The sequence below is a fragment of the Veillonella parvula genome (genome assembly GCF_032550495.1).
GTDB classification, from domain to species: domain Bacteria; phylum Bacillota; class Negativicutes; order Veillonellales; family Veillonellaceae; genus Veillonella; species Veillonella parvula_G.
Map to the genome: position 1 here is coordinate 23,144 of NZ_JAWFZJ010000002.1, position 13,474 is coordinate 36,617.

Below are 13,474 nucleotides of genomic sequence, written 5' to 3' on the forward strand. Positions count from 1 at the left end.
TTTTATTTACTTTCTTCATCATGCTGCGGTCCCTTAGTACGTATTTCGACTGCCAGTTGCTCGCTAGGTATGGAGCTTTCATCAATTGATGGATATGATGTGTCTTCTAAGATAACCGTTTCTAATAATTTGTCAATTTCGTCAGACTGTATGGATACTTCTTTGTTGTACCATTCGCCAAATTCGTGAATAACCTCTTCGTTGCGACGAAAATAGGTATATTGGTCGATTTTGCGCGATTCCACAAGTTCAGCATTCTCTAAGATGCTCATAAATGTAGAAATAGAAGATTGCGATACACCGCAGCGCTTTTGGATACTCTTAACGCTCACACTATGAGGGAAATCGATAAGAGTGTTAGAGTGTACTTGTACACCGAATTCTTTCTCTGGGCGTTTTAGCCACAATATAATATCTAACCGATGCGGATTTGATAATGCTTTCAAGATTTTTAACGGGTCCATAGGGCCTCCTCTTAATTAAAAAATAACGAGTTCCCAACCTTGACCGTGGACTTGCATTATGCGGTCGTATTATACGCGTCTTGCTCCGTATAGGGTTTTTGCTACCTTTATCATACGCTACTTTTACCGTGAAAGCTAGACTTACTTATAAAATTCACGAATTGATGAATTTTATTGCACTCATCTAGAACAGAAAGTATACATTAGTATTAATATATAATGAGTATATATACAACATGTATAGACTTTTATAATATATTTCTGAAAAATATAGAATATATTCATCTTTCTGTGATAATTTTTAAAGGTATTTTGGTTCTAAATAGAGAAATATATATACTATATGAACTTATGTAAGTCTAAGCTTTCATTTAAAGGAGCTGAGTATATGGCAATTGATCGCAATGAAACATTTGATGTTATCGTTGTTGGCGCAGGGCCAGCGGGTTCTGCGGCAGCATTACGCTTAGCGGAGCAGAGGGTAAAAGTTTTACTTATCGAACGTGGCACCGCACCAGGTGCTAAGAATATGATGGGGGGACGCATCTACACACATTCTTTGGAACGTCTTGTACCGGACTTTAGAGACCGTGCGCCGTTGGAACGAAAGGTGACAAAAGAGCGTATTTCTATTGGTACGGGTAATGAAATGACCACCATCGAGTATAGTTACCAAGATGGTGAACCTAATGAAGAATCCTACGTAGTATTGCGTGCTAAATTTGATAAATGGTTAGCAGAAGAGGCGGAGAAAAAAGGTGCTCTTCTCATATCTAATGTACAGGTAACTGAGCTTATTACCGAAGGTGAAGGAAAACGTCGCCGTGTAATAGGGGTTCGCTGTCACGATGACGAAGTATATGCAAAATTAGTTATCATCGCAGAAGGTTCTAACACATTATTATTGGAACAGGCTGGCCTTACAGGTCCTACAGATCCAAGAACAATGGCTGTAGGGGTGAAAGAGGTATATAAACTCAAAAAAGAAGATCTTGAAAATCGCCTTATGCTATCTGGCGATGAGGGGATGGCGTGGCTTACTTTGGGCGATATGACCGACGGTCTATTGGGTGGTGGCTTTATTTATACGAATAAAGACAGCCTTTCTGTAGGTATGGTTGTAGGCCTTGAAGATATCGGTAAAGCCAATAAATCGGTAGATGAAATGCTATTAGCTTTCACAAGCCATCCAAGAATTGCACCATTATTAAAAAATGGTCAATTGAAGGAGCATAGTGCGCATCTCGTGCCAGAAGGCGGATTTAAAGCGTTGCCTAAGTTGGGCGGTAATGGGTATGTTATCGTCGGTGATGCGGCGCGTATGTGTATGAACTTGGGGTATACCATTCGTGGTATGGACCTTGCCATCGAATCTGGCATGTGTGCAGCCGATGCGGTTAACGTAGCCTTGCGCGATGAAAACATGGAGCGCGTTGCTAAATTGTATGAACGTCAAATCAAGAATTCTTGGTTATATAGGGACATGAAGCTTTATAAAAATATGCCTGCCTTCCTCGCATCAAATCCTCGCATATTCAAAGAGTATCCAGCTCTTGTGAATAATGTGATGCGCGATGTATTCACTGTAAATGGTGATGGTGCAGTCCCAATGATGAAGAAATTAATGGGTAGTGTAAGTGACGTTGGTTTAGTTACCTTGATTCGTGATGCTTGGAAAGGGGTGCGTTCCCTATGAAATTAGAAGAGCGCTTGGGCGCCAATAAATACTATGTAGATGAAACGTCTCCTCATATCATTGTGGATGGCGCCGGCTTTAGCTTGGAAGAGAAAATGAAACTCGTAAACGGCTGTCCTGCCGGTCTATATACATTACAAGAAAATGGCGATTTAGCCTTTGATTTCGCTGGGTGCCTTGAGTGCGGCACCTGCCGTGTTCTTTGTGGTGAAACAATCGTAAAAACTTGGAAATATCCGCGTAACGCTAAGGGCGTAGAATTTAGACAGGGGTGAGTGTATGGAGTTATTAGTATGTATCAAACAGGTTCCAGATACATCTGAGATTAAGCTGGATCCGGAAACGAATAATCTCATCCGCACAGGTCTGCCCAGTATTGTAAACCCTTACGATATGCATGCGTTAGAGGCAGCTCTTGCGGTAAAAGACCAATATGAAGGTAGTCGTGTAACCGTTGTCACTATGGGGCCTCCTCAAGCCGAGGCGGCACTTCGCGAGTGTTTATCCCTCGGTGCAGACGATGCGGTGCTCATTACAGACCGTGCTTTCGGCGGTGCTGATACATTGGCTACAAGCTATACGATTGCCTCTGCCATTCGTCATATTCAACGTACCATGAATCGCGAGTTCCAAATGATTTTCTGCGGCAAGCAGGCTATCGATGGGGATACGGCGCAAGTAGGTCCTCAAATTGCGGAGGAACTAGGCATGGCGCAAGCTACGTATGCTTGTGAGTTGACCGTAGATCAGGCGGCTCAAAAGGCGATTGTGAAACGAGAGCATGAAAATGGTTATGAAGTGATTGAGGCTCCATTACCATTATTGGTAACAGCTACGGCTGAACTCAATGAGCTTCGTCAACCAGGGCTTTGGAGCTCTATTTACGCGAAACGTTATGAAATTTCCCATATTACATTGCGTGATATGCCTAATATTGATGAAAGCCGTATTGGTCTCAATGGCTCTCCTACGCGCGTTCGTAAGGTATATCAACCACCGCTTCGGGGCAAGGTAGAAATGCTTTCATCCGTGGAAGAAGGGGCTAAAAAGGTTCTTGAATTGGCCTATAATATCAAGCCAGAAAAGTTTTCTCATCTATTGGTGCCTAGCGAAGAACCTGTGGATGAGCCTGTAGATAACAACGATGAGGGCGTGGATGTAAAAGATCCTGTGCAGCGGGCTGCCACTGTTGAAAGTGTATCCTCTAGTGAGTTTAAGGCTTTAGCGGCCGTTAAAGGTGGAGAAGGTTCCAAAGGAGGTGATCGATAATGGGAGTGACAAATTTTGATGAATATAGAGATGTCTTTGTCGTAGCCGATACCATCGATGACGTAGTGCATCCGGTTACGTACGAACTTATCGGTCAAGCTCGTCGAATCGCTAAGGAATTGGGCCAACTCGTTCAAGTTATGCTTCTTGGTGAGAATGTTCAATCCGAGGCGGAGGAACTTGTGGCACATGGTGCCGATATTGTTCACGTTTTTGAAAGCCCTCTTTTAAAATACTATACAACAGACGGCTATACAAAGGTTTTGACAGATTTCTTTGAAGACCATAAGCCTAATATCCTTTTGATTGGCGCTACGAATAATGGCCGTGACTTGGCACCTCGCATGTCAGGTCGCATGAAAAATGGTGTCGTAGCTGACTGTACCATTTTGACGGTAGATACTACAGAAGGCCTTGTAGAATGGACGCGTCCTGCCTTGGGTGGCAATATTTTAGCTGAAATTATTTCTCCAAATCATCGTCCACAAATGGGCTCTGTCCGTCCTAATGTATTTAAAAAGCCGGACCGCATTGCAGATAGCTGGGGCCGTATTCAAATTGAACAATTTGACCTTAAACCTGAAGATATTCGCATGAAGCGCCTTGACTTCATTCCGTTCAGCAAAGATGGTTACAACATCCAAGAAGCAGATATCATCGTAGCCGGCGGCCGCGGTATGGGTTCTAAGGAGAACTTCGATAAGCTCTACGAACTTGCCGATGCTATCGGCGGTGTTGTAGGTGCTACACGTCCCCTTGTAGAAAAGGGCTGGATAGAATTGCCATACCAAGTAGGCCAAACAGGTAAAACTGTAAGCCCTAAACTATACTTGGCATTCGGTATCTCTGGTGCTATTCAACACGTGAGCGGTATCTCTGGGGCTGACACAATCGTGGCTATCAATAACGATCCAAATGCAGAAATCTTCCAACACGCTAACTATGGGATCGTGGGGGATTGCATGGAAGTGTTAAATGATATGTTGGCGCATTTGAAATAAAAGACGTAGTATTTGAGCTCTACTTATCAGACTAAATAAGACATAGGGATACCTATCCTCAGCCTTCATGGGTACGCGTAGCGCCCAAGGCGGCTTCGAATAGGTATCCCTATTTGGCTTACTGCTGCTGTAGAGCTCAAATATTAGTGTATTATAAACAAATGCTCCAACATATTATTTATACAAAGGGAAAGTCGCTTCCAGAACGGTAATCCTTTTTCATTTCTATGCGTTTTGCCTTCAAATGCGTCAATATGTCATTTTAGAGAGAAGGGAAAAGCGCCCAAGGCGGCTTTAGGTATCCCTATTTGGTTTATTGTTGCTGTAGAGCTCAAATGTTCAAGTATTATAAACCACTGCGCCGACATATTATTTATACAGAGGAAAAGTCGGTTTAAGAAAGGGTATCCTCTTTTTATTATCATATTCCTAAATCCATATGCCACTTTATGTGTTCTTTTAATACTATATGCGCCAATGTATCATTTTTATTAGTATAGGAGAATGGACTAGAGTCCATTACATATTAAAGTGGTATAATTAGGCTATAGATATAGTTCGGATTGATAAGGAGGTATTTATGGCTCGTAATGTTTTTGTTACTGGTGCAACGTCTGGTATTGGTCTTTGTATTGCCGAGGCATATGCAAAGTATGGCGATAATGTTTTGATTTCCGGTCGTCGCACTGAGGTGTTGGCTGAGGTACAGGCTCGTTTGTCTAAGGAATATGGCGTGCGCGTTGAGACTTTGGTTCTTGATGTGCGTAGTCGTGAGGATGTTGAAAGCAAGGTTCCAGCAGCAATTGAAGCGTTTGGTGGCGTTGATGTCCTCGTAAATAACGCAGGTCTTGCGCAAGGTTTGGATCCTTTCCAAGATAGTGCTGTCGATGATGCGGTGACTATGATTGATACAAATGTGAAAGGTCTTTTATATGTAACAAAGGCTGTACTACCTTATATGATTGATAAAAACGCAGGCCATATTGTGAATATGGGCTCTACTGCTGGTATATACGCATATCCAGGTGGCGCTGTTTACTGTGCTACAAAGGCGGCCGTTAAGACGTTGAGCGATGGTATTCGCATGGATACGATTGCTACGGATATTAAGGTCACAACCATTCAACCGGGCATCGTAGAGACTCCATTTAGTGAAGTCCGCTTTCACGGTGATGCTGAAAGAGCTAAAGCTGTCTATGCCGGCATCGATGCGATCCAACCTGAGGATGTGGCGGATGTTGTACTATACGTAACAAACCAACCTAAACGCTTGCAAATTTCTGATGTCACAATCATGGCTAACCAACAAGCAGCTGGGTTTATGGTGCATAAGAAATAGTTATTTGAAATTTTATTTCATTTAGTATATAATCGATAGGAAAGTTTTGATAAATATAATTTTACGAAACTTATTTTCGGAGATTGTTGTTATGACAACAAAGATAAAGATATTACTAGTAGCTTCTTTAGTATGTGCATCTATTGGTTTATATAACATTGTTAGTGCCGAAGCGCCGGCTAATAAAGGTGAGTCTATGCCTGTGATTGGTGGCATATCAGTTGAAGCGGCAGAACCAAATGTTATTATGCCGAGTCCGGTACATGTGTTCACCACAGTTCAACAAGCAGCGGAGTATATGAATATAACACCACAGATGCCAAAGTTGTTACCTGTAGGCTTTAATATTCAATCTGTCATAACCTTAGAAAAAGATATATTACAAGTTGTTTATGTCTATGGACCTGGTGCGGAGCCATATTACAACAAAGCTAGCGGTGCACTTATTATATATCGAACATCTAAGTTAACTGGTGATATTAGCGGTGACCACAAGATTCATAAGGTTATAGAAACTGAAAGTGTAGATGGTACAAAGGTTACTTTCAAAGGTGATAAAAACAAGGTCTATCTTGTATCGTGGATGAAAGATGGGCAGAATCACTCTTTAGAGTTTCAGCATCCCATTATGCGAGATATGGCGAAGGCTATAATTCGTAATATTGTTGAGGAAAAATCACATACAAAATAAATGTGTTTTTAATAATTTTCGTGTTGAGCGAAGGGAGATTATACCCATGGTTAAAAAATTGGTCTTGATGGCAGTTGCTTGTGTATGTGTAGCTTCTTATACTGTTGCTGGTGCTCAAGGTACTCTTGATGTAAAGCCAGATCAACCTAAATCTGTGGTAGCTCAACAAGAAGCGCCAATGGTTGGTATGCCAAGCCCGTTTCATGAGTTTGCTACTGTAGATGAAGCGGCTAAATATATGAACATTACACCTCAAATGCCTAAGGTATTACCTGTAGGTTACAACATTGAGTCTGTAAGTACTATCGAAAAAGATATATTGCAAGTAGTTTATGTTTACCAAGCTGGTGAAGACGCTACTCGTAATCAAGCTGCAGGCAAACGCATCGTCCATCGCATAGCCAATGAAATAAAAGAAGATATCAGCGGCGATTATAACGATTTTCGTGTAACAGCTAATGAAAAAGTAAACGGCACAAAGGTTGTTTTCAAAGGCGGTAATAAAATGGTATATCTCATAGGTTGGACAAAAGACGGACAAACTCATGGGATGTACTTCGAACGCCCTGTAACTCGTGACATGGCTAAAGCAATCGTTGCTAATACGGTAGCCCCAAAACAACATACAAAATAATATAAAAGTCAAGGCCTAATGGGATAGGCATGCGAGCTGTAGTGAAGCACTCGCATGGACACTGTAAGGGTTTTATATAGAACGGCTCCTCGTATGAGGGGCCGTTTTAGTATATATGCTAAAATTTCATAATGAGAATCATTCTAATATACATATAGGGGCATATCTAAAAATTTGAATAACTGTTAAAATAAAATATAACTGTTTTGTGATAAAGAAGGCAGGTGATGTATTGTATCGATTAATACTACAGCGTTTGGCAAGTATTGTAGGTATTTTATTGGTTGTTACCATCGGTACATTTGTATTGATAAAATTATCTCCTATTGATCCCGTGTCGATGAAGTTTAATCTTCTAGGAGCTACACCAGATCCAGTTGTAGTTGCACAGACACGAGAGCAGTTGGGGCTCAATGACCCTTGGTGGCAGCAATACCTACGTTGGTTAGGTCAAATTATACAAGGGGACTTTGGTGAGTCCATTCTGTACGCTTTACCAGTGGCGACCATTCTTGGCGGTGCCTTGCCAAATACCTTGGGGCTAGTATCCTTAGCTCTTGTTATGGGGATAGTGGCGACCATACCGCTCGGTATGTTATCTGCAAAGTATCAAGACTCATGGATTGATCATGGGGTTCGTCTCGTTACATTCCTAGCATTAGCAATCCCTGGGTTCTGGGTCGGTTTATTATTACTGTACTTATTCGGTGTTAAATTACAGCTAGTGTCGGTAACGAATACCAATGGCTTTTCTGCCTATGTTCTGCCCGCAGTAACCCTTGCTTTATGGATATGTGGTCTCTACATTCGTCGATTGCGCAATGCTATTTTAGAAGTGTCGCGACAGCCCTTTGTACAGGGGGCGCGAGCATTGGGCTTGCCAGAATGGATGGTCTACACCCGTTATATATTCCCTCATGTGGGTCTTATATTGCTGCCTATGATGGGAGTAACTATGGGCGCTATGCTAGGTGGCTCTGCCGTTATTGAAACGGTATTCTCCATAAAAGGTATTGGTTATATGATGGTGCAGGGCATTATGGCTCGCGATTATGTATTGATGCAAGGTTATATCATCTGGATTACCTTGGTGTTCATCGTGATTAATATCATCATTGATATATTGAGTGTTTGGCTGAATCCGAAGCGAAGAGCCGCCATAAAAGGAGGCTCCTATGAATAGACAAAAGCCCTATACCTTATACGCTATGTTGGTATTAGCAGCTCTGTGGATCGTATTTTTCTTATGCGCTCCCTATATAGCACCCTTTGATCCTGAAACGACGAGTATCGCGGACCGCTTACAAGACATTAGTAGTACCCATCTATTAGGTACTGACCAACTCGGTCGTGATGTGTGGTCTCGTATTCTGTACGGTGGTAAAGCCTCTTTAGGGATTGCTTTCACCATCATTGGCATTAGTGGGGCCATCGGTATCGCTATTGGTGGGTTAGCAGGATTCTCTACACCTAGCATTGACCGTTGGTTATCTCGCTTGATTGATTTGGTACTAGGGTTCCCGAACATGGTGATTGCCATTGCTTTCATCGGTATTATGGGACCTAGCATAACGAATGTAATCATTTCCTTGTGCATTACGAAATGGGCGGAATATGCCCGTATCACTAGAGGCCTCGTACAGATTGAACGCCACGCGGAGTACATTACCTTTGCTCGTATGTCGGGTGCTTCAAATCTACGAATTCTGTGGCGCTATATTCTGCCGAATGTATTGCCACCGTTGGTGATCGTTATTATTCAACATTTAGGGGACGCCATCATTTTGGTAGCCAGTTTTTCGCTCATCGGCATCGGTGTACAACCGCCGGATCCGGAGTGGGGCGCTATCTTGTTGAGCTCCCGAGATTTTCTACAAACGGCGCCGTGGCTGCTAATTTATCCGGGGCTCGCTATTTTTATTACCGTTGTTTTATTTAACTATATTGGTGATGCGTTGCGCGATGCCCTTGATGTATCTCGTTAACCGTGCTGTGTATAGATTTTTTATGGTGAAAGCCTTGACGAGGCAATGTATTTTAAAGGAGATATTATGAAACGTTGGTTGTTAGCATGTTTATCCATGCTATGCATGGTGGCTCTCTTGGTCGGCTGTGGCAATGATACTGCTAAAGATGGCAAACAAGGGAAGCATATGAATGTTGGTTTGTATTGGTTTGGTGAAACATTAGACCCAACTCACGAATGGGATGCGTGGACATTGACGCGTATCGGCGCTGGTGAAACATTGGCAACAGTAACACCAGATATGAAATTTACTCCACAATTGGCAGACTCCTGGGAAAATGTGGACCCTACAACATGGAAATTCCACATCCGTGAAAATGTTAAATTCCACAATGGCACTCCAATGACGCCACAAAAGGTAAAAGAGTCCATCGAGTACACAATGAAACAAAGTGCTCGTTCTGCAAAAGCTGTTAAGATTGAATCCATCGCAGTAGATGGTCAAAACTTGATTATTAAAACAACAGAACCTAATGGTTCTTTGTTATCTAGCTTGACTGAACCTGCTTTTGTTATCATGGACACTGCAGATCTTAAAGATGTAGCATCTAAACCGGTTCTTACAGGTCCTTATAAAATCACTTCTTTCAAAAAAGGTGAAACAATTGAACTCGCAGCCTTCGCAGATTACTGGGGCGGCAAACCAGGTCTTGATTCTGTAACTGTAAAAGACATCGAAGACAATAACAAACGCGCTATGGCGTTGCAATCTAAAGACGTAGACGTAATTCAAAAAGTGGACTCTGCTAACCGCAGCTTGTTCAAAGATGGCTTCAATATTCAAGACGTTGCTGGCGTTCGTGTATTTATGTTAAAAGCAAACCACACAGAAGCATCTCCATTACATGATAAAGCTGTGCGTTCCGCTATTGCTCATATCATTAATTATGATTCCATGGCTAAAATCATTGGCAATGGCTCTACACCAGGGGCGGCACCATTCCCGCCATCTGCCAACTTAGGCTATGATGCAATTGCTAATAAACCGATGACAGATGTAGCAAAAGCTGACCAAATCTTGACTCAAGCTGGTTACGCTAAGAATGCAAACGGCATGTATGCAAAAGATGGCAAAGAATTAGCGATTACTATTGCTATTTGGGGTAAAGACACAAGCTTATACGAAGAAATTCAACAAGAATTGAAAAAAGCAGGTATTGCTGTAACTCTTAAGAAATTACAAAGCCCTGATGAAGTAGATACACTTGGTACAGATGGTTTCGATTTGGTAGAACGCAATGTAGTTACTATGTCTACAAACGATCCTTACTGGTTCCTCAGCTTGTTCTACAAAACTGGTGCGAAAGCAAACGTTGGTGGCTACTCTAACCCTCAAGTAGATGCGTTAATCGACCAATTATCAGTAACATTTGATCAAAACGAACGCTCTAATATTGCAAAACAAGCGCAACAAATCTTAGTTGATGACGTAGCAGATATCTATTTGTTGTATCCAAGTGCAACAGTTGTATTTACTACAAAAGTTAAAAATGTACCGGTACATCCAATCGATTACTACTTATTAACAAAGGATTCTACTATTGAATAAATCTGATTGTATCGTATTTGATAAGGTTACAATTTCATATGGTGCGGAGCAAGCGGTACGCGATGTATCCTTCTCCGTGCCAAATGGTGAGGTCTTTGCCATCGTTGGTGAAAGCGGCTCTGGTAAATCTACGTTAGTTCGTGCCACCTTTGGCATGTTAAAACAAGCTAGCATTAGCGGCCAAATTTTGCTAAATGGCACCGATGTTTCTACATTGAGTGATGGTGATTGGCGACAATTGCGGGGCGCGAAGATTTCTATGATCTTTCAAAATCCCAGCGCCTATCTAAATCCAAATCGCACCGTAGAAAATCACTTCAAAGATTTATTCCGTGCTCATGGTGAAAGCTATGATGTAAGCCGTGTTATAGATATGCTTAATCTTGTTCACTTAACTGACGGAGAGCGTATCTTGCAGTCCTATCCGTTTCAATTGAGCGGTGGTATGCAACAACGGTTAGCAATAGCCTTGAGCCTCATCTTGAAGCCGAGTATCGTATTTGCCGACGAACCGACTAGCGCCTTAGATATGCTCGTGCAAGCCTCTGTATTGGACCTTATGAAAGAAGTAACACAGGCTCTTGGGGCAACGGTGATTATTGTAACCCATAATATCAAGGCGGCGGCGCGCATTGCCAATAGCATCGGTGTTATGAATAAGGGGCAACTCGTTGAAGTGGGATCCACCACAGAGGTTATGGCCCATCCGAAGGATGAGTATACTCGTATTTTGTTAGATTCCGTAATGAAAGTGGTGTAGTATGATTCAACTCGAGAATATATGTAAACAATATACGAACCACAATCATACGATCCACGCCGTTGATAACGTATCCTTTTCCGTGGCTCCCAATGAACGCGTAGGTATTGCTGGTGGCAGTGGTTCCGGTAAAAGTACGCTGCTTAGGCTGATTGCTATGTTAGAAAAACCTACATCTGGCACCTTGCGACTCTTTGGTGAGGAAATCCATTCCATTCAAAATCATACAGAAATATATCGCTCTATGCAGATGATGTTCCAAAATCCCTTGGCGGTTATTCCTCCAAGGATGAACTTAGAAGCATTTCTCTTAGAGCCATATATCAACTATGGTCTCATGGATGTGACTGTAGCAAAGGACGATATCCGTAAGTGGATTCAACATGTAGACCTACCTGAAACGATCGTTAACAAATACCCGCATGAGGTCAGCGGCGGTCAATTGCAACGCGTTGTATTAGCACGAATTATGCTGATGAATCCTAAACTAGTACTCTTTGATGAACCTACATCAGCCCTTGATGCGGTGAACCAAAAACTTGTGCTAGACCTATTACAAAAAATCTATACGGAACAACCCTTCGGCTACGTATTCGTCAGCCATGACATCGGACTATTACAAGCCGTAACAGACCGAATCATCGTCATGAAAGACGGACAAATCGTAGAGATTATCGAATCAAAACGACTCAAAGAAGCGGTACATCCATATACACAAGCACTCGTGGAAGCGAGTGAGTAAAAAGCAAAGAGCCCCTGTTTGAAACAGGGGCCTTTTGCTATATATTTATTATTTAAGTACGTAAGTGTTTGGAGGTATCCAGCAATAATTATGATTATCATAAGTATAATTTTTATAAATTAAATTAATAATACTTATATATGCAGGAGATTTTGTTAAATTGAAGAAATATATAAGTAGTGAGTTAGTTGGAGGAAAATTAACATGGATTTTAATTCGATACTAGATTTCATTAAGGAGAATTCTTGGGTTTTAGGAAGTGGAGGGGTAGTTGGATTAATTGTATTAATAAAATCTATTTTTGGTAAATCTGCAAATGTATCGCAAAAGATAAGAGCAGGAAAAAATTCAATTAATATTCAGTCAAATAATGATGTGAATTTGGGGGACATTAATAATGTTAGAGAAACAAAGGATAGAAACAGGGGATAATTCAACTACAGTTATGGCTGGAAGAGACGTTAATCATTTTAATAATGGGATAACATACATGGAGGCAAAAGCAATATGTAATGATTTGTTTCAGTTAAATTTTTATAAATTGAAGGAAGCCGCAGAAGCTATTGCAACTAAAAGAGCTGAAGAACTTATAAATGGATTTCTTCAAAAGTTAGCGGAGAGAGGACTTATAAAGCCTGAAGTCTTTCAAGACCCTGATATGCAATATACATTGGTAAATGCGCAAATTGCGTATGCAAAGTCGGGTGATAAAGATGTTGAAGATTTGCTAATAACACTTTTAATAGAACGAGTCAATCAGCATGAAGATGACCTAAGTAAAATTATATTAAATGAATCCTTAAATGTAATTAATTTATTAACTAAAGAACATTTAAATATATTGGCTGCTATTTTCTTTATGCGATATGTTAAAAATCACGCAGTTAATAGATATGAAATCATAGATTATTTTAACATTGTTTTAGAGTTTATAAAAAAATGTACTAATACTAATACTGAAATCGTATTTGATCATTTAGCTTATAGTAGATGTATTACTCCAACTAATGCGTTTATGCATCCCGCTTTTGCTACGTTTGAACCTTATATGGAGGTATGTTTTGGTGTTGGAATTTCTAATGATCCAAATGATATGAATGAATTACTTAATACAGAGCCCTGTTTTAGAGAAATAATTAAATTATGGGATAACTCATATCTATCTAAAGCAGTACTTACGAGTGTTGGTAAAGCGATTGCAATAACTTATATAAGAAGTCAGAATATTTTGTTACCATATGAGACTTGGCTTAGTTGTAATTCTTCTAATAGTGAGTCCAGTATAGATTAGTTACATATGCTT

15 protein-coding genes are annotated in these 13,474 nt (G+C 41.0%); 14 read left to right on the forward strand and 1 reads right to left on the reverse strand.

All coding sequences use genetic code 11. The features are described 5' to 3' along the window. Positions 1-2: 2 nt before the first annotated feature. Entirely contained in the window at positions 3-464 is a 462-nt protein-coding gene (locus E6X37_RS04235) for an ArsR/SmtB family transcription factor (protein WP_118091140.1), read from the reverse strand. Between the two features lie 388 nt (positions 465-852). Here E6X37_RS04235 and E6X37_RS04240 point away from each other — a divergent pair, with 388 nt between their 5' ends. From E6X37_RS04240 to E6X37_RS04305, 14 genes are all read left to right on the forward strand, one after another. Continuing rightward, positions 853-2,160: an FAD-dependent oxidoreductase gene (locus E6X37_RS04240; RefSeq protein ID WP_287517514.1), complete on the forward strand. Its 1,308-nt coding sequence runs from the start codon at positions 853-855 to the stop codon at positions 2,158-2,160. After that, a complete protein-coding gene (locus E6X37_RS04245; RefSeq protein WP_004694335.1) occupies positions 2,157-2,435 on the forward strand; it encodes a ferredoxin family protein in 279 nt (92 codons plus the stop codon). The genes E6X37_RS04240 and E6X37_RS04245 overlap by 4 nt, the downstream gene beginning before the upstream one ends. Before the next feature lie 4 nt (positions 2,436-2,439). Next, positions 2,440-3,429, forward strand: coding sequence for an electron transfer flavoprotein subunit beta/FixA family protein (locus tag E6X37_RS04250; RefSeq protein ID WP_316689566.1), 990 nt, complete (start codon positions 2,440-2,442; stop codon positions 3,427-3,429). Further along, positions 3,429-4,430 (forward strand): electron transfer flavoprotein subunit alpha/FixB family protein, encoded by a 1,002-nt coding sequence (locus E6X37_RS04255; protein ID WP_118091137.1) that lies wholly within the window; start codon positions 3,429-3,431, stop codon positions 4,428-4,430. Before E6X37_RS04250 ends, E6X37_RS04255 begins: the two co-directional genes overlap by 1 nt. Positions 4,431-5,010: 580 nt before the next feature. Then, positions 5,011-5,769: an SDR family NAD(P)-dependent oxidoreductase gene (locus E6X37_RS04260; protein WP_278604367.1), complete on the forward strand. Its 759-nt coding sequence runs from the start codon at positions 5,011-5,013 to the stop codon at positions 5,767-5,769. Positions 5,770-5,860: 91 nt separating this feature from the next. Continuing rightward, a complete protein-coding gene (locus E6X37_RS04265; protein ID WP_278604366.1) occupies positions 5,861-6,460 on the forward strand; it encodes a hypothetical protein in 600 nt (199 codons plus the stop codon). A gap of 46 nt (positions 6,461-6,506) precedes the next feature. Beyond that, positions 6,507-7,094: a hypothetical protein gene (locus E6X37_RS04270; RefSeq protein WP_316597954.1), complete on the forward strand. Its 588-nt coding sequence runs from the start codon at positions 6,507-6,509 to the stop codon at positions 7,092-7,094. A gap of 232 nt (positions 7,095-7,326) precedes the next feature. Next, positions 7,327-8,277: an ABC transporter permease gene (locus E6X37_RS04275; protein ID WP_316597953.1), complete on the forward strand. Its 951-nt coding sequence runs from the start codon at positions 7,327-7,329 to the stop codon at positions 8,275-8,277. Beyond that, the gene (locus E6X37_RS04280) at positions 8,270-9,079 is read left to right on the forward strand and encodes an ABC transporter permease (RefSeq protein ID WP_008715125.1); all 810 of its coding nucleotides are present in this window, start codon (positions 8,270-8,272) and stop codon (positions 9,077-9,079) included. The genes E6X37_RS04275 and E6X37_RS04280 overlap by 8 nt, the downstream gene beginning before the upstream one ends. A 66-nt stretch (positions 9,080-9,145) precedes the next feature. After that, on the forward strand, positions 9,146-10,669 hold the full coding sequence (locus E6X37_RS04285; RefSeq protein WP_195213566.1) for an ABC transporter substrate-binding protein: 1,524 nt from the start codon (positions 9,146-9,148) through the stop codon (positions 10,667-10,669). After that, entirely contained in the window at positions 10,662-11,429 is a 768-nt protein-coding gene (locus tag E6X37_RS04290) for an ABC transporter ATP-binding protein (protein WP_195213565.1), read from the forward strand. Before E6X37_RS04285 ends, E6X37_RS04290 begins: the two co-directional genes overlap by 8 nt. A gap of 1 nt (position 11,430) precedes the next feature. After that, positions 11,431-12,171: an ABC transporter ATP-binding protein gene (locus E6X37_RS04295; protein ID WP_316689569.1), complete on the forward strand. Its 741-nt coding sequence runs from the start codon at positions 11,431-11,433 to the stop codon at positions 12,169-12,171. Positions 12,172-12,375: 204 nt separating this feature from the next. Further along, positions 12,376-12,603: a hypothetical protein gene (locus E6X37_RS04300; RefSeq protein WP_042986318.1), complete on the forward strand. Its 228-nt coding sequence runs from the start codon at positions 12,376-12,378 to the stop codon at positions 12,601-12,603. Then, positions 12,569-13,462 (forward strand): LPO_1073/Vpar_1526 family protein, encoded by an 894-nt coding sequence (locus E6X37_RS04305; RefSeq protein WP_021147559.1) that lies wholly within the window; start codon positions 12,569-12,571, stop codon positions 13,460-13,462. Before E6X37_RS04300 ends, E6X37_RS04305 begins: the two co-directional genes overlap by 35 nt. Positions 13,463-13,474: the final 12 nt, after the last annotated feature.

Coding starts and splice junctions, on each gene's coding strand:
- E6X37_RS04235 (WP_118091140.1), bottom strand. CDS start 464: ATGGACCCGTTAAAAATCTTGAAAGCATTATCAAATCCGCATCGGTTA.
- E6X37_RS04240 (WP_287517514.1), top strand. CDS start 853: ATGGCAATTGATCGCAATGAAACATTTGATGTTATCGTTGTTGGCGCA.
- E6X37_RS04245 (WP_004694335.1), top strand. CDS start 2,157: ATGAAATTAGAAGAGCGCTTGGGCGCCAATAAATACTATGTAGATGAA.
- E6X37_RS04250 (WP_316689566.1), top strand. CDS start 2,440: ATGGAGTTATTAGTATGTATCAAACAGGTTCCAGATACATCTGAGATT.
- E6X37_RS04255 (WP_118091137.1), top strand. CDS start 3,429: ATGGGAGTGACAAATTTTGATGAATATAGAGATGTCTTTGTCGTAGCC.
- E6X37_RS04260 (WP_278604367.1), top strand. CDS start 5,011: ATGGCTCGTAATGTTTTTGTTACTGGTGCAACGTCTGGTATTGGTCTT.
- E6X37_RS04265 (WP_278604366.1), top strand. CDS start 5,861: ATGACAACAAAGATAAAGATATTACTAGTAGCTTCTTTAGTATGTGCA.
- E6X37_RS04270 (WP_316597954.1), top strand. CDS start 6,507: ATGGTTAAAAAATTGGTCTTGATGGCAGTTGCTTGTGTATGTGTAGCT.
- E6X37_RS04280 (WP_008715125.1), top strand. CDS start 8,270: ATGAATAGACAAAAGCCCTATACCTTATACGCTATGTTGGTATTAGCA.
- E6X37_RS04285 (WP_195213566.1), top strand. CDS start 9,146: ATGAAACGTTGGTTGTTAGCATGTTTATCCATGCTATGCATGGTGGCT.
- E6X37_RS04295 (WP_316689569.1), top strand. CDS start 11,431: ATGATTCAACTCGAGAATATATGTAAACAATATACGAACCACAATCAT.
- E6X37_RS04300 (WP_042986318.1), top strand. CDS start 12,376: ATGGATTTTAATTCGATACTAGATTTCATTAAGGAGAATTCTTGGGTT.
- E6X37_RS04305 (WP_021147559.1), top strand. CDS start 12,569: ATGTTAGAGAAACAAAGGATAGAAACAGGGGATAATTCAACTACAGTT.